The following is a 21812-nucleotide window of genomic DNA, read 5'->3' as shown; positions in this document are numbered from 1 at the left end:
GAGCTAATCTTGTTGCTGAGATGAATGAAAACAGCAGCCCTAGCGCGGCCCTGCTAAAAGGGTCTTCGACAGCGATCCCGACCATGCTTGACGAGCGCCGAATCGAGCGTCACCAGCTCCCTTATTTCCTTAAAGTCTTCAACCGCTTCACCGACCAGCCCATTGGCTATCTGGGAAATGTGTCTGAAGACGGCCTGATGCTGATCAGCCAGCTACCGATGCTGGTCGGCCCGGATTTCGAGTTGCAGCTCAAAGTCCCGGGCCAGGAGGGTGCCCTGCACCTGATCAACCTGACTGCCAGTTGCCTGTGGAGCCATGAAGACCAGACCCCCGGCCATTACGACTCGGGCTTCATGCTGCTGCAGGCACCGCGCGAATTCGAGCAACTGGTGCGTGCCTTGCGCCACTATTTCAGCTTCCATCCGTTGAACGCCTCCGCCTGACACTGGCCGTGGCGGGCTGCGGGCCCTAGACTCTGGTCGATCTTATGTTCAGGACGACCCCGTGAGCTCCAGCATTTTCTGGCACGACTACGAAACCACCGGTATCAATCCGCGCAACGATCGACCCCTGCAGGTCGCCGGTGTGCGTACTGACCTGGATCTCAACGAGATCGAGGCGCCGATCAACTTCTATTGCCAGCCCAGCGACGATATCCTGCCGCACCCCAAGGCATGTCTGGTCACCGGCATCACGCCGGCGCAACTGGCCAGCCGGGGGTTGGGCGAAGCCGAGTTCATGACCCGCGTACATGCCGAGCTGGCGCGTCCGGGCACCTGTGGCGCGGGCTACAATAGTTTGCGTTTCGACGATGAGGTCACCCGCTACAGCCTGTACCGCAACTTCTTCGACCCTTATGCGCGCGAGTGGCAGGGCGGCAACAGCCGTTGGGACTTGATCGATATCGTTCGCAGTGCTTATGCGCTGCGCCCTGAAGGCATTGTCTGGCCGCAACAGGAGGGCCGGACCAGCCTACGCCTGGAGTTGTTGAGTGCAGCAAATGGCATCGACCATGGCCAGGCGCACGAGGCCTTGTCGGATGTGCGGGCAACTATTGCGCTTGCACGATTGATCCGACAGAAGCAGCCAAAGCTCTATGACTGGTTGTTTCAACTGCGCAGCAAGCAGAAAGTCCTCGACCAGATCCGATTATTACAACCGATGGTGCATATTTCCGGGCGTTTTTCAGCTGCGCGCAATTACTTGGGTGTTGTATTGCCTTTGGCCTGGCACCCGCGAAATCGCAATGCCTTGATTGTCTGTGATTTGCATCTCGATACTCGGCCGTTGATCGACGAGGACGCTGATTCACTGCGTCAGCGTTTATACACCCGCCGTGAGGAAATGCCTGACGGACAATTGCCGGTGCCGCTGAAGTTAATTCATGTCAATCGCTGTCCGGTGGTCGCACCGCTGGGCGTATTGCGGCCTGAAGATCAACAGCGGCTGGAACTGGATATGGCTGAGTATCAACAGCGAGCGGCCAGCCTGATCGCTGCGGCAGGGCAATGGCAAAACAAACTGCCGGTCATTTACAGTGCCGAGGAATTTGCCCCCTGCGACGATCCGGAACAGCAGTTGTATGACGGCTTTCTTGGTGATCGTGATCGTCGCCTGTGCGAACAAGTGCGCACTGTCGATCCACGGCAGTTGGGCCAGGGTCAATGGATGTTCGATGATGAGCGACTGGCGGAACTGTTGTTTCGTTACCGCGCGCGTAATTTCACCGAGACCTTGACTGCCGAAGAGCACCAGCGCTGGCAACGCTTCTGTCAGCAACGCCTGAGCGATCCGTTGATGGGCGCGCCCAATACCATCGGCGACTTCGAGCGGGCGCTTGAGGACTGCTGGGCAGAGGCCGATACCGGACAACAGGCGTTGCTCGGCCAGTGGCGGGAACATGTGCAGAGGTTGAAGTTGCGATTGGCAATGTAAGCAATTGTTGAAAATAAAAAACGCCAGCTAAGCTGGCGTTTTTTAAGCGAGTAACACAAGGCCGCCAGCGGGCTTATTAACCCAGCAGGGTTGCCCAGCCTTCAACCACATCGCCACCCCATTTGGCTTTCCATTCTTTCAGGGTTTTGTGGTTGCCGCCCTTGGTTTCAATCACTTCGCCGTTGTGCGGGTTCTTGTATTGCTTGACCTTGCGCGCACGCTTGGTGCCGGTGGCTTTTACCGCGCCGCGAGGTGCTTTGCTCAGTTTGGCTTCTGGATCCAGCAGCGCAATGATGTCACGCAGGGACTTCGAATATTCGCCCATCAGTGCACGCAGTTTGCCTTCGAACTCCAGCTCGGTTTGCAGCTTGTCGTCTTGCGACAGGTTCTGCAAACGGGCCTGCAGTTCTTTGATGGCTTCTTCGGTAGCGCGATATTCGTTGATCAGGGACATGAGGCGTTCCTTGGAAATGAAGGGTGTTTACAGGGACAGTGCGGCAATAGTAATCAGACACTCCCCTCAAGTAAACAATATTGCAGGTAATTAGCCCAAATCAATTGTTAAACACCTCGTGTGACCAGGTTAAGGAAAATTTACAAACTAACTCCGTTGCCAATAGTTAACTTAAACCCGGTGCCGGCATGGTCTGCCGGCCAGGTCCATGCCTGCGCTGGCGCTGCAGGTGACAGGTCGCGAGTAATCAGTACTGCAGTTTTGCCGGGCACTCGCTAGAATGAGCGCCTTTGCAAAGGTTTATGGAGACCCCCTCATGCGCACCTACCGACTGGTGATCGCTTGCCCCGACCGCGTTGGCATCGTCGCCAAAGTCAGTAACTTCCTGGCGTCCTATAACGGCTGGATCAACGAAGCGAGCCATCACTCCGATGAGCAGAGCGGTTGGTTCTTCATGCGCCATGAAATCCGCGCCGAGACGCTGCCGTTTGGTATTGAAGCGTTCCGTGAGGCATTCGCACCGATCGCCGAAGAGTTTTCGATGGTCTGGCGGATTACCGATACCGACCAGAAAAAGCGCGTGGTGCTGATGGCCAGCCGCGAATCCCACTGCCTGGCTGACCTGCTGCACCGCTGGCACGCCAAGGAGCTGGATTGCGACATTCCCTGCGTGATCTCCAACCACAACGACTTGCGCAGCATGGTCGAGTGGCACGGCATCCCCTTCTTCCACGTGCCGGTCGACCCGCAGAACAAGCAACCGGCGTTTGCCGAGGTGTCGCGTCTGGTCAAGGAACACGGTGCCGACGTGGTGGTTCTGGCCCGCTACATGCAGATCCTGCCGCCGCAGCTGTGCCAGGAGTACGCCCAGCAGGTGATCAACATCCATCACAGTTTCCTGCCGTCGTTCGTCGGTGCCAAGCCTTACCATCAAGCTTCGCTGCGCGGGGTCAAGCTGATCGGGGCTACCTGCCACTACGTCACCGAAGAACTCGACGCCGGCCCGATCATCGAGCAGGACGTGGTGCGTGTCAGCCACAGCGACAGCATCGACGATATGGTGCGTTTCGGTCGTGATGTCGAGAAGATGGTGCTGGCCCGCGGCTTGCGCTATCACCTGGAAGACCGCGTGCTGGTGCATGGCAACAAGACCGTGGTGTTCAACTAAGACGTTGCGCAGGAGGTTGCAGCATGGCCGATCCCCTCGACAAGGCAACCTCCAAGGCTCCACCGACCCTCGGCGAGGGCTGTTTGAGCCGTTACGACCCCGATGCCCTGGGCAGCGATGACGGCACCGATTTTCCCGGTGCCGTCGAGCTCTGGGAGCAGCTCAGGCTGACTGGCGACAAAACCGTGGCTGATTGAGCCGCAGCCCTCATCAAGCAGGTGCTTCATCTGCCATGCCTGCTGGCCAGCCAAGCGGATTTGGTCAGGGGTTCGCGGCCCTGGTGCAGCAGTCGTTGCAAGGTTTTCAGCCAGTACTGGCGCGATAGTCCATGGCGCATGTCCACCGGGTGCACGCCCAGGCGTATCACCGGCGCGTGGCGCAGCTGCACTTCATATGCATGACAGAGAATTTTCGATACACCACGGCGCCAGTTGCTGCGCGCGCTCCAGACCAGGCCGGGAGCAGGGATAGGGTCGAACTCGGGCAGATGATAGATGTGCTGCGGGTCGCTGGTGTAGCGCAGCGGTAACTGGCGCAAAACTTGACGGGTGCCGTCGCTCATCAGCCAGCCCGGGGCGACGAAGCCTGCCAATGGCCAGCCATAACGCTGGAACAGCTCGATGCCGGCCTCAAGGCGCGCCTGCGCCTGAGCCTGGCCGAGGCTGTAGAACTCGCCTTCCCGGGTGTAGACCCGGCGCAGCAGATAGTCCCGCAGTGAGCGCGGCGGCGGGCTGTCATCGGTGTGAAAGTAGCCATGCAGGGCCATTTCATCGCCACGCTGCAGGCGCCGGTCGAGCATCAGGCGAAAACCCGGGGCTTGCTCCAGGGGATTGCACTTGTGAAAGTCCGGCACCACCAGCCAGGTCATGGGAATGTCGCCCAGGGTATCGACCGCTTCGACAAAGGGCTGGTAGTCCGGCCAGGTTTGCGGCGCGACATCGTGCAGCACCAGCAGCAGGCTTGGTCGATCGGCTGGCTCAGGCATGGGCGCGCACCGGCCTCGGGTAGCCCAGTACCGCCCGATAATGTTCCAGCAGGCCGCTGACCACGCTATCCCAGGCATAGTGCTGCTCGACATGGGCACGGGCTTGCAGCCCCATCTGGCGGGCACCGCTTTCGAATACCTCCTGGACCGTGCGGGCCATGGCCTGGCCATCATTGGGTGGGCACAGGCGGCCGCAATGATCATTGACGATTTCGCGGAAGGCGCCGGCCGCCACGGCAATCACCGGGATGGCGCTGGCCATGGCTTCGAGAATGACCAGGCCGAAGGTTTCCTGATCGCCGGCGTGCAGCAGGGCATCGGCGCTGGCCATCAGGCGGGCGATTTCGCCTGCCGGGCAGAAGTGGCCAATGACGCTGACATTGGCCGGCACAGTGGCCGGCATGTGTGAGCCGACCAGAAGCAGATGGTAGTGTTTGCCCAGGCGCTCCATGCAGTCGAGCAACACGGGCAGGTTCTTTTCCCGCGAGCCGCGCCCGGCAAAGATCAGCAGGCGGGCGGTGTCGGCGATGCCCAGTTCGCGGCGTAAAGTCAGGTCGCGGTGCAGCGGGTTGAAAGTGTCCAGGTCGACACCCAGGCGCTGCACGTGGACGTTGTCGATGCCCAGCCCACGCAACTTGTCGGCCATTACCTGGCTGGGTGCGAGCACCCGGTTGAAGTTGCCGTAGAGCTTGCTGACGTAGGCTTCGACATTGGGCGTGAACCAGTTGCCCATACGGTTGCTTACCAGTAGCGGCAAGTCGGAATGGTAGAAGCCGATGACCGGCACATCACGCTCGCGGCGGGCGTCCAGGGCAGCCCAGGCGGTCAGGTAGGGGTCGCCGACCTCAATCAGGTCCGGTTGCAGGTCATGCAGAAGAGTGCGCCATGGGGCCAGACGCAGAGGAAAGCGATAACCGTTGCCGAAGGGCAGGGCCGGTGCCGGCACCTGGTAGATGCCATTGTCTTGGCTGGCGCTAGGGCCGGGGATCAGCAGGCTGTGGCGGACACCGGGGGCAAGGCCCAGGCGGCGGTGTTTGGCATCAAGATAGGTACGTACGCCGCCACTGGCCGGGGCGTAGAACATGGTGATGTCAGCGATGTGCACGATCAGCATCCCTCCAGGATCGCCTTCAGAGTGTGTCGCCATGCAGCTTTAGCCGCAGCGGACGCGCCCTAAGGTTGACCTCTATGAAGGATAGTTTGTTCGCTTGGGAGGCGGGAGCTTCAAGCCTCAAGCCTCAAGCTGCAAGAAAGAGCGGATCCGTGCGCGGCCTGCTTTTTCTTGCAGCTTGAGGCTTGCAGCTACTTTTTAGATGCGGAAGCTGCCCACCAGTTGTTTCAGGCGGCTGGCCTGTTGCTCCAGGTCCGCGCAGGCGCGCAGGGTCGATTGCAGGTTCTCCACGCCTTCCTGGTTGAGCATGTTGATTTCGTTGATGTCCATGTTGATCGAATCGACCACGGCAGTTTGTTCCTCGGTAGCAGTGGCCACCGACTGGTTCATGCCGTCGATCTCGCCAATGCGCAGGGTCACGCTGCCCAGGCGCTCACCCGCCTGGTTGGCAATCTCGACGCTGTCCTGGCTGTGGCGCTGGCTCTGGCCCATGGTGTCGACCGACTCACGGGCGCCGACCTGCAGCTCTTCGATCATTTTCTGCACCTGCTGCGCCGACTCCTGGGTGCGATGCGCAAGGTTGCGCACCTCGTCGGCCACCACGGCAAACCCACGACCCGCTTCACCGGCCCGTGCTGCCTCGATGGCGGCGTTGAGGGCGAGCAGGTTGGTTTGCTGGGAGATGCTGGTGATCACCTCAAGGATCTGCCCGATGTTCACCGTCTTGCTGTTGAGGGTTTCGATATGCGAGCTGGAGGTGCAGATCAGGTCAGACAGACGGTTCATCGCCTGGATGCTGCGGTCAACCACTTGCTGGCCTTCCTCGGCCAGGTGCCGGGCGGAGCTTGCCTGTTGCGAGGCTTGGGCGGCGTTGTGAGCGATTTCCTGGGCTGCAGCCCCCAACTGGTTGATCGCCGCAGCCACGCTGTTGGTGCGGTTGGATTGCTCGTCGGAGTTGACCATCGACGAGTTGGAGGCGCTGACTACCCGCAGGGCGACTTCGTTGACCTGCTCGGTGGCCGAGGACACTTCGCGGATCGAGCCATGAATACGCTCGACGAAACGGTTGAAGGCAGTGCCGAGAATGCCGAATTCGTCGTGGTTGTGAATGGCCAGGCGCTTGGTCAGGTCGCCTTCACCTTCGGCGATGTCGGCCATGGCCCGGCTCATGGTGTGCAGCGGCTGCATCAGCACGCGGATCAACAAACCGAGCAGGGCAATGATGATGACGACCGCCACCAGGGTGGCAATCACTGCAGAGGTGCGGAACTCGCTCAGCATCGAGTAGGCCTCGTCCTTGTCTACCGACAGGCCGATGTACCAGTTGGCCGAAGGCAGGCCTTTGACCGGGGCGAAGCTGAGGATCCGGGTCTTGCCATCAAGCTCGACTTCGCTCGGTTCCTTGCTGATGCGCGGGGTGTTCTGCGGGAACAGGTCCGACAGCGACTTCATCACCAGGTTCTTGTCCGGGTGCACGAGGATCTTGCCCTGATCGTTGACCAGGAACGCGTAGCCCATGCCGCCGAAATTCAGCGAGTTGATGATCTCGGTCAGGCCGTCCAGCGCCAGGTCGCCACCGACCACGCCGACATTGCGTGCAGCGGTTGCCACCACCGAGATGACCATCTTGCCGGTGCTGACATCAATATAGGGTTCGGTGAGGATCGGCCCGTTGGCTGCCAGACCATCCTTGTACCAGGGGCGTGCACGTGGGTCATAACCGTCCGGCATTTTGGTCTGCGGACGAATGGTGAAACCACCGTTGACGTCACCCAGGTAAATCGTCAGGAAACTTGAAACCAGGGCTTGTTGGCCGAGCAGCGTGCCAACTTTGTCGGCTTCGGGAAATGCGGCAATGTTTTGCGCAACGTTTTGCACCAGCAGAATACGACCGTCAAACAGGTTCTTGATATTGGTCGAAGTGGTCTCGCCCATTTCTTCAAGATAGTTTTCCAGATCCTCGCGAATGGCATTACGCTGCAAGAAATCGTTGTACAAGGTAAACAGGGTGAAGGCGATCATGACGATCAGCGAGGCGGCCAATAGGATCTTGTGGCTGAATCGGAGGCTTTTGTTCATAACGTGTCTATCCGCTAAGGTCTTGTTGTCCGGGTCGTTCGCACAAAGAACAGCGTGAAAGCAGTGCAGGTCCCAAGTCCTTGTCGGGCAATTCCTGTCTTTCTGGTGGTCTATCGCTATTTAATATCGGCCGTTTCAAGCCAAAGCTTTAAACAGAGGGTGAAAAAACATGCCTGACTCTTCGCAATTCGTGCTTGGTGCCGACCTCTCCGGCCAGCCGCTGGCCCAGGCCATGCGCCTGGCCAACCGTCACGGGCTGGTGGCCGGGGCGACGGGTACCGGCAAGACCGTGACCCTGCAGCACATGGCTGAAGCCTTCAGCGACGCCGGGGTGGCGGTGTTTGCCGCCGACGTCAAAGGTGACCTGTGCGGCTTGGGCGCAGTGGGCAACCCCCAGGGCAAAGTGGCCGAGCGTATTGCCGGGATGCCTTGGCTCAACCACCGGCCGCAGGCCTATCCGGTGAGCCTGTGGGATATTCACGGTCAGTCCGGTCATCCATTGCGCACGACCCTCAGTGAAATGGGCCCGCTGCTGCTGGGTAACTTGCTGGAGTTGACCGACAGCCAGCAGGCGGCGCTCTATGCGGCGTTCAAGGTTGCCGACCGCGAAGGCTTGTTACTGCTCGATATCAAGGACCTCAAGGCCCTGCTTGCGCACCTCAAGGACAATCCGCAGCTGCTCGGTGAAGACAGCGCGTTGATGACCACAGGTTCCAGTCAGGCGCTGTTGCGGCGCCTGGCAACCCTGGAGCAACAGGGCGCCGAGGCCCTGTTTGGCGAGCCGGCCTTGCAGCTGGAAGACATTCTGCAGCCGGATGCCGATGGCCGCGGGCGTATTCACCTGCTTGACGCCAGCCGCCTGGTACATGAAGCGCCGAAGGTCTATGCAACGTTCCTGTTGTGGCTGCTGGCCGAATTGTTCGAGCAACTGCCCGAGCGCGGCGATGCCGACAAACCGTTGCTGGCGCTGTTCTTCGATGAGGCACACCTGCTGTTCAATGGCACGCCCAAGGCCCTGCAGGATCGCCTGGAGCAGGTGGTGCGGCTGATTCGCTCCAAAGGGGTGGGGGTGTACTTCGTGACCCAGTCGCCGGGCGATCTGCCGGACGATGTCCTGGCGCAACTGGGCTTGCGTGTTCAGCACGGCCTGCGGGCCTTTACCGCCAAGGAGCAGAAATCGCTCAAGGCTGTGGCCGATGGCTTTCGTCCCAATCCGCAGTTCGACACCCTGAGCGTGCTGACCGAACTGGGTATTGGTGAGGCGCTGGTCGGCACCCTGCAGGAGAAAGGCACGCCAGGCATGGTCCAGCGTGTGCTGATCGCGCCACCGCAGTCACGAATCGGGCCGCTGAGCGCCGCTGAGCGGGCAGCGCTGATTGCCGAATCACCCTTGGCCGGGCGTTATGACAAGCCGGTCGATCGTGAGTCGGCCTATGAAATGCTCAACGCTCGCAAGGGCGGTGCGGCCGAAGCAGAACAAGCGCCAGCAGCGACGGAAGAAAGTTTTGCCGACAAAGCCGGCGAGTTCCTGCAAAGCGCGGCGGGGCAGGCGATCAAGTCGGCGGTACGCCAGGCGGCCAACCAGTTCGGTCGTCAGTTGGTGCGCGGATTGATGGGGTCGTTGCTCGGAGGCAACAAGCGGCGCTAAGCTCTGTACGAAACGCATCCGAGCTCGTCCATGCTGCGTTGAAAACAGGCTCGGAATGCTCATTTACAATCAGTAAACTCCGCTTCCTCGCCTGTTTTCGCCTTGCCTGGCCATCGCTCGAATACCTTTCATACAGAGCTAGATCGTAGTCATGAAAAAGGCGCCCGAAGGCGCCTTTTTCAATGCGGGACAGTTCAGACGATGAACTTGGTCGCCAACCAGAACAAGGCTGCCGACAGGCCCACGGTTGCAGGCAGGGTCAGGATCCAGGCCAGCAGGATGGTCTTGACGGTGCCGCCTTGCAGGCCGCTCTTGTTCGCCACCATGGTCCCTGCTACACCCGAAGACAGTACGTGGGTGGTCGAGACCGGCAGGCTGAAGATGTTGGCCATGCCGATGGCGCAGGCTGCAGTGATCTGCGCCGACATGCCCTGGGCATAGGTCATGCCCTGCTTGCCGATTTTCTCGCCGATAGTCAGTACCACACGCTTCCAGCCGACCATGGTACCCAGGCCCAGGGCCAGGGCGACCGCCAGGATGACCCAGAACGGGGCATATTCGGTGGTGGCCGTCAGGTCTTTGCGCAGCTTGTCCAGGTCAGCTTTTTCACGGCCCTGCAGGCCAGGCAGTTTGCCAACCTTCTTCGCGGTATCGTCCAGGCACAGCAGGTAACGACGCACTTCAACGCGTTTCTCCGGGGTCAGCGAGCGGTACTCGGTGACACCTTTGAGCGAGTCGAGCAAGGCGTTGATGGTCGGTTCGGTCTGCTGCGGGTTGCAGCTGAACTGCTCCGGCAGGTCGCCATTTTGCGCTTTGCCCAGGGCCAGGAATTCGCCCAGGGTCGCTTGGTTGCGCTGGTAGAACTGGTTCAGGTGCAAAGTGGCGTCGCGGGTACGTTCGATCTGGTAGGTGGTGCTGTTCAGGTCGAGAACGAACTGGGCCGGGACGATACCGATCAGTACCAGCATGATCAGGCCGATACCTTTCTGGCCGTCGTTGGAACCGTGTACGAAGCTTACGGCCATGGCCGAAATCACCAGGACCAGGCGGTTCCAGAAGGGCGGGTGCTTCTTGTCGTCGAGCTTGCGACGCTGTTCTGGCGTCTTGTGCATCTTCGACAGCGGGCGCCACCACTTGAGGCCGATCAGCACCAGGGCCGCTACGGCAAAGCCGGCCATGGGCGACAGCACCAGCGACATGCCAATGTCGATTGCCTTCTGCCAGTTGACCCCGTCACCCAGGGGAATATCGTTGATCAGGGCGTTGGCCAGGCCGACGCCGAGGATCGAGCCGATCAGGGTGTGAGAGCTGGACGCCGGGATGCCGAAGTACCAGGTACCCAGGTTCCAGGCGATCGCGGCTGCCAATAGAGAGAAGACCATCGCCAGGCCGTGGCCAGTATTCACATTGATCAGCAGTTCAACCGGCAGCAGGTGCACGATGGCATAAGCCACACCCACACCACCGAGCAGAACCCCGAGGAAATTGAACACGCCGGAGAAGAATACGGCCAGGTGCGGCGGCATGGCTTTGGTATAGATGACTGTAGCTACCGCGTTAGCGGTGTCATGAAAGCCATTGATGAACTCGAAGGCGAGTACGAAGGTCAAAGCGAGCAGCAAGCTCACCAGTACCCAGGCATCAAGTCCGCTGAATAAATCGATCATGAAGGAATTCTGACCCGGTCATAAGGGGGCGCGATTATGCCAGAAATCCCCGGTAATCGATCCCCCCGCTGCTGACCGCTCGACGACTTTTCTACCCTGCGTTGCAACCCATTGAGTTGACGAAGCGTGGCTGAACGTCGCCTAAAATGCGAAAAAATCGAGAAAAATTAGATATTTGCGCAAGATTTTGTCTTTCAGAAAAAAGTCAAACGGTTGTATGAAATTTGTGAAATTCCATTACGGCATACTTGATAGCGCGCAAAAATCCGCTGCAGCGCGTCGAGCGTAAAGCTCCCGGTGCGCTGCGCAACGGCAGGGCCAGCAGTGGGCTAGGGCGCCTGGTCCTTGAGTTCCTTCTCGATTTTTTCCAATTCCTGGGCGAAGGCCTGGTCCCGTACGCTGGCACGCTTGCGCCACGGTTTGCGTTCCGGATCGGGTTGTGCGGCGTAAGTGGTCACTTCACCGCCGTAAACGTCCTTGTAACGTTGTTCCTGGCGCTCCAGTTCTGCGCGCAGCTCATCTTTGGTCACAGTATTACCTGTAGTGTGGAAATAACCCTGGCGTTAACGCAGGCAAGTAGTGCACGACGCACAACAAGCACGCGGCTACGCTGCCAGAGCGGCATAACTGTCGCAGCAACAGTAGGTTCGGGTGTGCAAGCGAACATGAACAACGAAGTGTTCAGTCTAATGGTACTTGCAGCGATCCGCTGTATTCGGCCGGGGGCAGCTGCGAATTGGATCCGCAATAACCTTGCCCGGGGCAGGGGAACGAACTTTGATTATAGCAAGCTGATTGGCTGAGAGTAGCATTGTCTATTGTTGCCAAGACAAGCACAGCGCCCATTGTGTTACCAAGTTGTGAATGCTGACCAGCCGCTGAGTTTGAAATGTCGAACCTGCGCAATTGAGCAAGTTCTCCAGGTAAAAGCACCGGCATTGCATGAAAGGAAGAAAAACGGCCTCGCTTCGTGGGCAAGGCCGTGCCTGGGACTTCTACGGTGGGTACCTGACCAGTCTCTCCAAGAAGCCACATGGTGGCGCAGGAAAGGTATAAGCAATTGAGGGTGGCGGTCAATTGCGATTATCGGTCGATGGTTCGATAATCGCCCCAGTGATCGAGTTGCCGAGGCTAGCCATGACAGAAGAAACAACGCCCAAAGGACCAGGACTCAATGACAACGTGCGTAGCTCGTTTGCTTCCCTGGCACCGCCCATCGTCGCCTCGCCGGCCAAGCGTATCCAGGCTTTTACCGGTGACCCCGACTTTATGACCTCGCTCGCCCGTGGGTTGGCGGTGGTGCAGGCCTTCCAGGAGCGCAAGCGCCACCTGACCATCGCCCAGATCAGCCACCGCACGGAAATCCCTCGGGCGGCGGTTCGCCGTTGCCTGCACACCCTGATCAAGCTGGGTTACGCCACCACCGACGGGCGCACCTATTCACTGCTGCCCAAGGTGCTGACCCTGGGCCATGCCTATCTGTCGTCAACGCCTCTGGCAGTCTCGGCCCAGCCCTATCTGGACCGGATGAGCGATCAACTGCATGAGGCCTGCAACATGGCCACCCTGGAAGGCGATGACATTCTTTACATCGCTCGTTCGGCCACCGTGCAGCGCCTGATCTCGGTGGATCTGTCGGTGGGCGGGCGCTTGCCGGCCTATTGCACTTCCATGGGCCGCATCCTGCTGGCGGCGCTGGACGATGCCACCTTGCACGAGTATCTGGAGCATGCCGATCTGCAGCCCAAGACCAGCCGCACCCTCCACGACCCGGTGGCGCTGCTCGAATGCCTGCAACTGGTTCGCCAGCAGGGCTGGTGTGTGGTCGATCAGGAGCTTGAGCAGGGCCTGCGCTCGATTGCCGTGCCGGTCTATGACGCTTCTGGCCAGGTGTTGGCAGCGCTCAATGTCAGCACCCATGCTGGCCGGGTCAGCCGCACCGAACTTGAGCAACGCTTCCTGCCGATCATGCTCGCCGCCAGCCGCGACCTCAGCGCGCAACTGTTCGCCTGAACGTTCCTGTGCGATAAACGCACAGAGATGCGTTTATCGAATTGCGCCGCGCCTGCCTGCTTATTAATGTCCCTCGCAGCGGTCAGCCTGCTCTGACCGCCCATAATAATGAGCGAGAGGCAAACGCCCCATGACCCACTTCCTGTCCCCGCATGGCTTGCACCTGTCCTACGCTGGACTGCGCGGCAGCTGATCCAGCTTTCCGAACCTGCTTCTGTTCGCCTGTGCCGTCACGCGCGCACCCGCACACTCGCGCGCTACTTCTGGATAAAAATAATGAATAGTCCTCAAGCTGCTGTCGGAAACTGCCTGGATGTGCAGTCCTTTATCAATAGCCAACCGCTGTCGCGCTATCAATGGCGGGTGGTGATCCTGTGTTTCTTGATTGTCTTCCTCGACGGCCTGGACACGGCGGCCATGGGCTTTATCGCCCCGGCCCTTTCGCAAGACTGGGGCATTGACCGGGCCAGCCTGGGGCCGGTGATGAGCGCCGCCTTGATCGGCATGGTCTTTGGTGCGCTGGGGTCCGGGCCGCTGGCCGACCGTTTCGGGCGCAAGGTGGTACTGGTCGCAGCGGTTGTGCTGTTCGGCGCCTTCAGCCTGGCTTCGGCCTATAGCACCAATGTCGATCAGTTGCTGGTACTGCGCTTTCTGACTGGGTTGGGCCTGGGCGCCGGCATGCCCAATGCCACCACGCTGCTGTCCGAGTACACCCCGGAGCGACACAAGTCATTGCTGGTCACCAGCATGTTCTGCGGTTTCAACCTCGGCATGGCCGGTGGTGGCTTCATTTCTGCCAAGCTGATCCCGGCGTTCGGCTGGCACAGCCTGTTGCTGATCGGCGGCGTGTTGCCGCTGCTGCTGGCGGTGGTGCTGGTGTTCTGGCTGCCGGAGTCGGCGCGCTACCTGGTGGTGCGCAACCGCGGCACCGACAAGGTGCGCAAGACCCTCGCGCCGATCGAGCCGGCGATGGTCGGCCAGGCGTCGAGTTTCAGCGTGCCGGAGCAACAGTCGGTAAAAGCCCGCAACGTGTTTGCGCTGATTTTCTCCGGTCGCTACAGCGTTGGCACCCTGTTGCTCTGGCTGACCTATTTCATGGGCCTGGTGATTGTCTACCTGCTGACCAGTTGGCTACCCACCCTGATGCGCGACAGTGGCGCGAGCATGGAGCAGGCCGCCTTCATCGGTGCGCTGTTCCAGTTTGGTGGTGTGCTTAGTGCTGTGGCAGTGGGTTGGGCCATGGACCGCTACAACCCGCACAAGGTCATTGGTGTCTTTTACCTGCTGGCCGGGGTGTTTGCCTACGCGGTAGGGCAGAGCCTGGGCAACATTACCGTGCTGGCGACCCTGGTGCTGATTGCCGGCATGTGCGTTAACGGCGCGCAATCGGCGATGCCCTCGCTGGCGGCGCGTTTCTACCCGACCCAGGGGCGTGCCACGGGGGTGTCGTGGATGCTCGGTATTGGTCGCTTTGGGGCGATTCTCGGGGCGTGGATGGGCGCGACGCTGTTGGGCCTGGGCTGGAACTTCGAGCAGGTCCTGACCGCGCTGGTGATCCCGGCGGCGTTGGCCACTACTGCAGTGATTATCAAGGGCATGGTCAGTCACGCGGATGCGACCTGAATAGCCTCATCGCGGGGCAAGCCCGCTCCTACAGGATTGTAGGAGCGGGCTTGCCCCGCGATGACTGACTCCTATTAGCAAGATAACAATCGGTTCGATAATCGAACGGTTAGTCGATTATCGGATTGAACCGCCCCCAAGCCCACCTTAATCTGAATCCATACCCGGCGCCTTCCAAGGCGCCTTGAGACCGACCCCGACTCAGCATATCCAGGAGTCTGCAATGGCTGAAATCCTCTCGCTCCACGACGCCGTGAAGCAGTTTGTCAACGACGGTGACTGCGTTGCCCTCGAAGGCTTCACGCACTTGATTCCGACTGCCGCCGGGCATGAAATCATTCGTCAGGGCAAGAAAGATCTGACCCTGGTGCGCATGACGCCTGACCTGATCTACGACCAGTTGATCGGCGCCGGTTGCGCCCGCAAGCTGATCTTCTCCTGGGGTGGCAACCCGGGTGTCGGTTCCCTCCATCGCCTGCGCGATGCCGTAGAAAAACACTGGCCGCAGCCCATCGAGATCGAAGAACACAGCCACGCGGACCTGGCCAACGCCTACGTCGCCGGTGCATCGGGCCTGCCGTTCGCGGTGCTGCGTGCCTATGCAGGTTCAGACCTGCCCAAGGTCAACCCGCTGATCAAGAGCGTGACCTGTCCCTTCACCGGTGAAGTACTCGCCGCCGTGCCTTCGGTACGCCCTGACGTCACCGTGATCCATGCGCAAAAGGCCGACCGCAAGGGCAACGTGCTGCTGTGGGGCATTTTGGGCGTGCAGAAGGAAGCAGCCCTGGCGGCCAAGCGTTGCATCGTGACGGTCGAAGAAATTGTCGACGACCTGAAGGCGCCGATGAACGCCTGTGTCTTGCCGACCTGGGCACTTTCGGCGGTGTGCCTGGTGCCGGGTGGGGCGCATCCATCCTACGCTCACGGTTACTACGAGCGTGATAACCGTTTCTACCAGGCCTGGGACCCGATTGCCCGCAGCCGTGAGAGCTTCACGGCCTGGATCGATCAGTACATTCGCGGCACCGCCGATTTCACCGAATTCAAGGCAACACTGGCCAGCGCTGCGGAGGTTGCACAATGAGCTACTCCACCAATGAAATGATGACCGTTGCTGCTGCCCGCCGCCTGCGCAATGGCGCGGTCTGTTTCGTCGGCATCGGCCTGCCGTCCAAGGCCGCCAACCTGGCACGCCTGACCTCGTCGCCCGATGTGGTGCTGATTTACGAGTCCGGCCCGATCGGCGCCAAGCCGAGCGTGCTGCCGCTGTCGATCGGTGACGGTGAGTTGGCTGAAACCGCCGACACCGTGGTGCCGACCGGCGAGATTTTCCGCTACTGGCTGCAAGGCGGGCGCATCGACGTAGGCTTCCTCGGTGCGGCCCAGGTCGACCGCTTCGGCAATATCAATACCACCGTGGTCGGTGATTATCACCAGCCCAAAGTGCGTCTGCCCGGTGCCGGTGGTGCGCCGGAAATTGCCGGTTCCGCCAAGCAGGTGCTGATCATCCTTAAACAGTCCAATCGCGCCTTTGTCGACAAGCTCGATTTCATCACCTCGGTCGGCCATGGCGAAGGCGGCGATTCGCGCAAGCGCCTGGGCCTGCCGGGCGAGGGCCCGGTGGGGATCATCACCGACCTGTGCATCATGGAGCCGGAAGCCGGCACCCATGAGTTCATCGTGACCTCGATCCATCCGGGCGTGACCCGCGAGCAGATCATTGCCGCCACGGGCTGGGCCATCCGTTTTGCCGAAGAACTGCAAACCACCGTCGCGCCGAGTGATGTCGAGCTCAACGCCTTGCGTGATCTGGAAGCACGTACCGCTGCCGCCCACGGCCAAGCGCCAGGAGAAGCCTGATGCGTGATGTATTCATCTGCGATGCCATTCGCACCCCGATCGGCCGCTTCGGCGGTGCCCTGGCCTGCGTGCGCGCCGACGATCTGGCGGCAGTGCCGCTCAAGGCGCTGATCGAGCGCAACCCGCAGGTGCAGTGGGAGCAACTCGACGAAGTGTTCCTCGGCTGCGCCAACCAGGCCGGTGAAGATAACCGCAACGTTGCACGCATGGCGCTGCTGCTGGCGGGCCTGCCGCAAAGCGTACCGGGGATGACCCTCAACCGTCTCTGTGCCTCGGGCATGGATGCGGTGGGTACGGCCTTTCGTGCCATCGCCAGCGGTGAGATGGAGCTGGCGATTGCCGGTGGCGTCGAGTCGATGTCCCGTGCCCCGTTCGTCATGGGCAAGGCCGACAACGCCTATTCGCGCAACATGAAGCTGGAAGACACCACCATCGGCTGGCGCTTTATCAACCCGTTGATGAAGGCCCAGTATGGCGTCGATGCCATGCCGCAGACCGCCGACAACGTTGCCGACGATTATCGAATCTCACGCGCCGATCAAGACGCTTTTGCCTTGCGCAGCCAGCAGCGCACCGCCGCTGCCCAGGCTGCGGGCTTCTTTGCCGAAGAGATCGTGCCGGTGCGCATCGCCCATAAAAAGGGCGAGACGGTCGTCGAGCACGACGAGCACCCGCGCGCCGACACCACCCTCCAAGCTCTGGCTCGACTCAAACCGGTCAACGGCCCGGACAAGACCGTTACCGCTGGCAACGCTTCGGGCGTCAACGACGGTGCCGCCGCGCTGATCCTGGCCTCGGCGCAAGCCGTGAAAAAGCACGGCCTGACCCCGCGGGCACGGGTACTGGGTATGGCCAGTGCTGGCGTTGCGCCACGGGTCATGGGCATCGGCCCGGTACCCGCGGTGCGCAAACTGACCGAGCGCCTGGGTGTGGCGGTGGCCGATTTCGATGTCATTGAACTCAACGAAGCCTTTGCCAGCCAGGGCCTGGCCGTGCTGCGCGAACTGGGCCTGGCCGACGATGCGCCGCAGGTCAACCCCAACGGCGGCGCCATTGCCCTTGGTCATCCGCTGGGCATGAGTGGCGCGCGGTTGATCCTCACCGCCTTGCACCAACTGGAAAAGTCCGGTGGGCGCAAAGGCCTGGCGACCATGTGTGTCGGCGTCGGCCAAGGCCTGGCCCTGGCGATCGAGCGGGTTTAAACCAATGACTCCCGTCACGCTGCCTCCACGCAAGGCGGCGTGGCCGGGGTGATTGTTCTGTGGAACGTGAGTGTTACTGAGTGTGTCTAGACTCTCAGAACCCACCCAGAGTAAGCAGCCATGACTTCAGCCTATTACACCGGTGAGGAGCGTAGTAAGCGCATCTTTGCCATTGTCGGTGCGTCCTCGGGCAACCTGGTCGAATGGTTCGACTTCTATGTCTATGCCTTCTGCGCCATCTATTTTGCCCCGGCGTTCTTTCCCTCTGACGATCCGACGGTGCAGTTGCTCAACACCGCCGGGGTGTTTGCTGCAGGCTTTCTGATGCGGCCGATCGGCGGCTGGCTGTTTGGCCGTGTCGCCGACCGTCATGGCCGCAAGAATTCGATGATGATCTCGGTGCTGATGATGTGCGCCGGTTCCCTGGTCATCGCCTGCTTGCCGACCTATGCCTCGATCGGCGCCTGGGCGCCAGCACTGCTGTTACTGGCGCGGTTGTTCCAGGGGCTGTCGGTGGGTGGCGAGTACGGCACCACCGCAACCTACATGAGTGAAGTGGCCCTGCGCGGCCAGCGCGGCTTCTTTGCCTCGTTCCAGTACGTGACCCTGATCGGCGGCCAGTTGCTGGCGGTGCTGGTGGTGGTGATCCTGCAGCAGTTGCTCAGCGAGGACGAACTGCGCGCCTGGGGCTGGCGCATTCCGTTTGTGGTCGGCGCCATTGCCGCGGTGATTTCGCTGTTCCTGCGCCGCTCGCTGGAAGAAACCAGCAGCGCCGAGACCCGCAACGACAAGGAGGCCGGCAGCATAGCCGGGTTGTTTCGTCATCACACTGCAGCCTTTATAACCGTGCTCGGCTACACCGCTGGCGGCTCGCTGATTTTCTATACCTTCACCACCTACATGCAGAAGTACCTGGTCAACACCGCCGGCATGAGCGCCAAGACCGCAAGTTTCATCATGACCGGCGCGCTGTTCCTGTACATGTGCATGCAGCCGCTGTTCGGCATGCTTTCCGACCGCATTGGCCGGCGCAACTCGATGCTGCTGTTCGGCGCCCTGGGCACGCTGTTCACCGTGCCGATCCTGCTGGCGCTGAAAACCGTCACCAGCCCGTTCCTGGCCTTCGTGCTGATCACTCTGGCGTTGTGCATCGTCAGCTTCTACACCTCGATCAGCGGCCTGGTAAAAGCCGAAATGTTCCCGCCGCAGGTGCGCGCCCTGGGCGTTGGCTTGGCCTATGCGGTGGCCAATGCGATGTTCGGCGGCTCGGCCGAGTACGTGGCCCTGGGGCTGAAATCCATGGGCATGGAAAACACCTTTTACTGGTACGTTACGGCGATGATGGCGATAGCCTTCCTGTTCAGCCTGCGTCTGCCAAAGCAGGCGGCGTACCTGCACCACGACCATTGACCTGTTCAAGGACCTGCCAATGAACCCGCGTCCGGGCAATCAGCTGTTCGATGCCTATTTCACCGCGCAGGCCATGCGCGAGATCTTCTGCGACCGTGGCCGGGTGCAGGGCATGCTCGATTTCGAAGCGGCCCTGGCGCGCGCCGAAGCGTCCACTGGGGTCATCCCCCAAGTGGCCGTGGCGGCGATCGAAACCGCCTGCCATGCCGAGCGCTATGACTTTGCCGCACTGGCCCAAGCCATTGCATTGGCTGGCAACTCGGCAATCCCGCTGGTCAAGGCGTTGGGCAAGGTGATTGCCAGTGGCGTGCCTGAAGCTGAGCGTTATGTGCACCTGGGCGCCACCAGCCAGGATGCCATGGACACCGGCCTGGTCTTGCAACTGCGGGCAGCGTTGGACTTGATCGAAAAGGATCTGGCGCAGTTGGCCGATACCCTGGCCCGTCAGGCCCTGACCCACGCCCAGACGCCCTTGGCTGGCCGCACCTGGCTGCAACATGCCACGCCGGTCACCCTGGGCATGAAGATCGCCGGCTGGCTGGGCGCCTTGAACCGCCATCGCGAGCGTCTGCGCGAGCTCAAGCCGCGCCTGTTGACCCTGCAATTTGGCGGTGCATCCGGCACCCTGGCGGCGTTGGGCGACAAGGCGCTGCCCGTGGCTGTCGCCTTGGCCGCAGAGTTGAAACTGACGCTGCCTGAGCAGCCCTGGCACACCCAGCGCGACCGCCTGGTGGAGTTTGCTTCGGTGCTTGGCATGATCGCCGGCAGCCTGGGCAAGCTTGGCCGTGACATCAGTCTGCTGATGCAGACCGAAGCGGGCGAGGTGTTCGAGCCGTCGGCGCCAGGCAAAGGTGGCTCCTCTACCATGCCGCACAAACGCAACCCAGTGGGCGCTGCGGTGCTGATTGGTGCTGCCACCCGCGTGCCGGGCCTGCTGGCCACGCTGTTTGCCGCCATGCCCCAGGAGCATGAACGCAGCCTCGGCTTGTGGCATGCCGAATGGGAAACCCTGCCGGAGATCTGCTGCCTGGTGTCCGGTGCGCTGCAACAGGCGCAGGTCCTCGCCGACGGTCTGGAGGTGGACGCCGAACGCATGCGGCGCAACCTCGACCTGACCCAGGGCCTGGTGCTGGCTGAAGCGGTGAGCATCGTCCTGGCCCAACGCCTGGGGCGCGACCGCGCTCACCATTTGCTGGAAACCTGCTGCCAGCGTGCAGTGGCCGAGCAGCGCCATCTGCGCGCCGTGCTGGGCGATGACCCGCAGGTCAATGCCGAACTTTCGCCAGACGAACTCGATCGTCTGCTCGACCCAGCCCACTACCTCGGCCAGGCCCGTGCCTGGGTCGAGCGGGCGCTGGCTGAACATCACCGCGTCAATGCCTGAAGGAGGCTGCAGTGGCACAGGTACAACTCGCCGACGGCGTACTCAACTATCAACTTGACGGCCCTGAACACCTGCCGGTGCTGGTGCTGTCCAACTCCCTGGGCACCGACCTGCACATGTGGGACACCCAGATACCGGCCCTGACCGCGCATTTTCGCGTGCTGCGCTACGACACCCGCGGCCATGGCGGCTCGCTGGTAACCGAGGGGCCGTACAGCATCGAGCAACTGGGACAGGATGTAGTGGCCCTGCTCGACGCCTTGCATATCGACAAAGCGCATTTCTGCGGTCTGTCGATGGGCGGGCTGATCGGCCAGTGGCTGGGGATCAACGCCGGTCAAAGGCTCAATCGGCTGATCCTGTGCAACACCGCCGCCAAGATCGGCGCGCCGGACACCTGGAACCCGCGCATCGAAATGGTCCTGCGTGACCGGCAAGTGGCGATGGTCGGCCTGCGTGATGCCTCGATCGAGCGCTGGTTTACCCCGGCCTATGCTGCGGGCAATCCCGAGCAAGCCAAGCGCATTACCGACATGCTCGCGGCCACCTCGCCCGAGGGTTATGCGGCCAACTGCGGGGCGGTGCGCGATGCCGATTTCCGGGATCAGTTGGGCGCGATCAAGGCGCCGCTGCTGGTGATCTCCGGCAGCCATGATGCGGTGACGCCGCCGTCGGGCGGGCTGTTCATCCAGGAGCGCGTGGCAGGCGCGCAATATGCCGAATTCCATGCGGCGCACCTGTCCAACGTTGAAGTCGGTGCGCCGTTCAGCCGCCGGGTGATCGATTTTCTGCTGGGCCGAGAGGGCTGACCATGGACGAGAAACAACGTTATGACGCCGGCATGCAGGTGCGCCGCGCGGTGCTGGGCGATGCCCATGTCGACCGTAGCCTGAGCAACCTGAGCGAGTTCAACAACGAGTTCCAGGAAATGATCACCCGCCATGCCTGGGGTGACATCTGGACTCGCCCGGGCCTGCCCCGGCACACCCGCAGCCTGATCACCATCGCCATGCTGATCGGCATGAACCGCAACGAGGAGTTGAAACTGCACCTGCGTGCGGCGGCCAACAATGGCGTCACTCGTGAGGAGATCAAGGAAGTGCTGATGCAGAGCGCGATCTACTGCGGGATTCCGGCGGCCAATGCCACCTTTCACCTGGCCGAGTCGGTGTGGGATGAGTTGGGGGTTGAGTCCAGGGGCTGATCCTCTGGACCGTATCGCGGGACAAGCCTGCTCCCACTGTGGGAGCGGGCTTGCCCCGCGAAAGCGGCG

19 protein-coding genes and 2 pseudogenes are annotated in these 21812 nt (G+C 61.2%); 14 read left to right on the top strand and 7 right to left on the bottom strand.

All coding sequences use genetic code 11. The features are described from left to right. Positions 1-83 precede the first annotated feature (83 nt). Both EXN22_RS22340 and sbcB read left to right on the top strand, forming a co-directional pair. The gene (locus EXN22_RS22340) at positions 84-443 is read left to right on the top strand and encodes a PilZ domain-containing protein (RefSeq protein WP_130266106.1); all 360 of its coding nucleotides are present in this window, start codon (positions 84-86) and stop codon (positions 441-443) included. Positions 444-504: 61 nt separating this feature from the next. After that, complete coding sequence (sbcB, locus tag EXN22_RS22335; RefSeq protein ID WP_130266105.1) at positions 505-1935, top strand: exodeoxyribonuclease I; 1431 nt, start codon at positions 505-507, stop codon at positions 1933-1935. Between the two features lie 76 nt (positions 1936-2011). Here sbcB and mvaT read toward each other — a convergent pair whose 3' ends face one another. Further along, complete coding sequence (mvaT, locus tag EXN22_RS22330; protein WP_130266104.1) at positions 2012-2389, bottom strand: histone-like nucleoid-structuring protein MvaT; 378 nt, start codon at positions 2387-2389, stop codon at positions 2012-2014. Positions 2390-2705: 316 nt separating this feature from the next. On the opposite strand from mvaT, the gene purU reads away from it, so the two are divergent. Both purU and EXN22_RS26255 read left to right on the top strand, forming a co-directional pair. Further along, entirely contained in the window at positions 2706-3557 is an 852-nt protein-coding gene (purU, locus tag EXN22_RS22325) for a formyltetrahydrofolate deformylase (RefSeq protein ID WP_130266103.1), read from the top strand. Between the two features lie 23 nt (positions 3558-3580). Continuing rightward, complete coding sequence (locus tag EXN22_RS26255; RefSeq protein WP_165392250.1) at positions 3581-3754, top strand: hypothetical protein; 174 nt, start codon at positions 3581-3583, stop codon at positions 3752-3754. A 26-nt stretch (positions 3755-3780) separates the two neighbouring features. On the opposite strand, the gene EXN22_RS22320 is transcribed toward EXN22_RS26255, so the two are convergent. The 4 genes and pseudogenes from EXN22_RS22320 to EXN22_RS26765 all read right to left on the bottom strand — a co-directional run. After that, the gene (locus EXN22_RS22320) at positions 3781-4542 is read right to left on the bottom strand and encodes a DUF2334 domain-containing protein (protein WP_130266102.1); all 762 of its coding nucleotides are present in this window, start codon (positions 4540-4542) and stop codon (positions 3781-3783) included. After that, positions 4535-5656: a glycosyltransferase family 4 protein gene (locus tag EXN22_RS22315; RefSeq protein WP_130266101.1), complete on the bottom strand. Its 1122-nt coding sequence runs from the start codon at positions 5654-5656 to the stop codon at positions 4535-4537. Before EXN22_RS22315 ends, EXN22_RS22320 begins: the two co-directional genes overlap by 8 nt. A gap of 195 nt (positions 5657-5851) precedes the next feature. Beyond that, positions 5852-6448, bottom strand: a pseudogene (locus EXN22_RS26770) (methyl-accepting chemotaxis protein); the annotation flags it as partial. Positions 6449-6757: 309 nt separating this feature from the next. Next, positions 6758-7588: pseudogene (locus EXN22_RS26765) on the bottom strand (cache domain-containing protein); the annotation flags it as partial. A 313-nt stretch (positions 7589-7901) separates the two neighbouring features. Between EXN22_RS26765 and EXN22_RS22305 the strand changes: the two are divergent. Next, a complete protein-coding gene (locus tag EXN22_RS22305; RefSeq protein WP_130266099.1) occupies positions 7902-9380 on the top strand; it encodes a helicase HerA-like domain-containing protein in 1479 nt (492 codons plus the stop codon). A 194-nt stretch (positions 9381-9574) separates the two neighbouring features. Here EXN22_RS22305 and EXN22_RS22300 read toward each other — a convergent pair whose 3' ends face one another. Then, complete coding sequence (locus EXN22_RS22300; protein WP_130266098.1) at positions 9575-11047, bottom strand: inorganic phosphate transporter; 1473 nt, start codon at positions 11045-11047, stop codon at positions 9575-9577. Between the two features lie 329 nt (positions 11048-11376). Continuing rightward, the gene (locus EXN22_RS22295) at positions 11377-11577 is read right to left on the bottom strand and encodes a hypothetical protein (protein WP_130266097.1); all 201 of its coding nucleotides are present in this window, start codon (positions 11575-11577) and stop codon (positions 11377-11379) included. A 607-nt stretch (positions 11578-12184) separates the two neighbouring features. On the opposite strand from EXN22_RS22295, the gene pcaR reads away from it, so the two are divergent. The 9 genes from pcaR (at position 12185) to pcaC (ending at position 21743) form a co-directional block, all read left to right on the top strand. Then, positions 12185-13060 carry a pca regulon transcriptional regulator PcaR gene (gene pcaR, locus EXN22_RS22290; protein ID WP_130266096.1) on the top strand — a complete coding sequence of 292 codons (876 nt, stop codon included), beginning with the start codon at positions 12185-12187 and terminating at the stop codon, positions 13058-13060. A gap of 276 nt (positions 13061-13336) precedes the next feature. After that, the gene (locus tag EXN22_RS22285; protein ID WP_130266095.1) at positions 13337-14683 is read left to right on the top strand and encodes an MFS transporter; all 1347 of its coding nucleotides are present in this window, start codon (positions 13337-13339) and stop codon (positions 14681-14683) included. A 223-nt stretch (positions 14684-14906) separates the two neighbouring features. After that, the gene (locus EXN22_RS22280; RefSeq protein WP_130266094.1) at positions 14907-15767 is read left to right on the top strand and encodes a CoA transferase subunit A; all 861 of its coding nucleotides are present in this window, start codon (positions 14907-14909) and stop codon (positions 15765-15767) included. Further along, positions 15764-16543 carry a CoA-transferase subunit beta gene (locus tag EXN22_RS22275; RefSeq protein WP_130266093.1) on the top strand — a complete coding sequence of 260 codons (780 nt, stop codon included), beginning with the start codon at positions 15764-15766 and terminating at the stop codon, positions 16541-16543. Before EXN22_RS22280 ends, EXN22_RS22275 begins: the two co-directional genes overlap by 4 nt. Then, positions 16540-17745, top strand: coding sequence for a 3-oxoadipyl-CoA thiolase (gene pcaF, locus EXN22_RS22270; RefSeq protein ID WP_177414086.1), 1206 nt, complete (start codon positions 16540-16542; stop codon positions 17743-17745). Before EXN22_RS22275 ends, pcaF begins: the two co-directional genes overlap by 4 nt. A gap of 120 nt (positions 17746-17865) precedes the next feature. Next, positions 17866-19155: an MFS family transporter gene (locus EXN22_RS22265; RefSeq protein ID WP_130266091.1), complete on the top strand. Its 1290-nt coding sequence runs from the start codon at positions 17866-17868 to the stop codon at positions 19153-19155. Between the two features lie 19 nt (positions 19156-19174). Continuing rightward, positions 19175-20539: a 3-carboxy-cis,cis-muconate cycloisomerase gene (locus EXN22_RS22260; protein ID WP_130266090.1), complete on the top strand. Its 1365-nt coding sequence runs from the start codon at positions 19175-19177 to the stop codon at positions 20537-20539. An 11-nt stretch (positions 20540-20550) separates the two neighbouring features. Continuing rightward, positions 20551-21348 (top strand): 3-oxoadipate enol-lactonase, encoded by a 798-nt coding sequence (gene pcaD / locus EXN22_RS22255; protein WP_130266089.1) that lies wholly within the window; start codon positions 20551-20553, stop codon positions 21346-21348. A gap of 2 nt (positions 21349-21350) precedes the next feature. Continuing rightward, on the top strand, positions 21351-21743 hold the full coding sequence (gene pcaC, locus EXN22_RS22250; RefSeq protein WP_130266088.1) for a 4-carboxymuconolactone decarboxylase: 393 nt from the start codon (positions 21351-21353) through the stop codon (positions 21741-21743). Positions 21744-21812: the final 69 nt, after the last annotated feature.

Origin of the sequence: Pseudomonas tructae, from assembly GCF_004214895.1 — a bacterium.
GTDB lineage: Bacteria > Pseudomonadota > Gammaproteobacteria > Pseudomonadales > Pseudomonadaceae > Aquipseudomonas > Aquipseudomonas tructae.
This window is presented reverse-complemented; position numbering and strand designations above follow the sequence as displayed.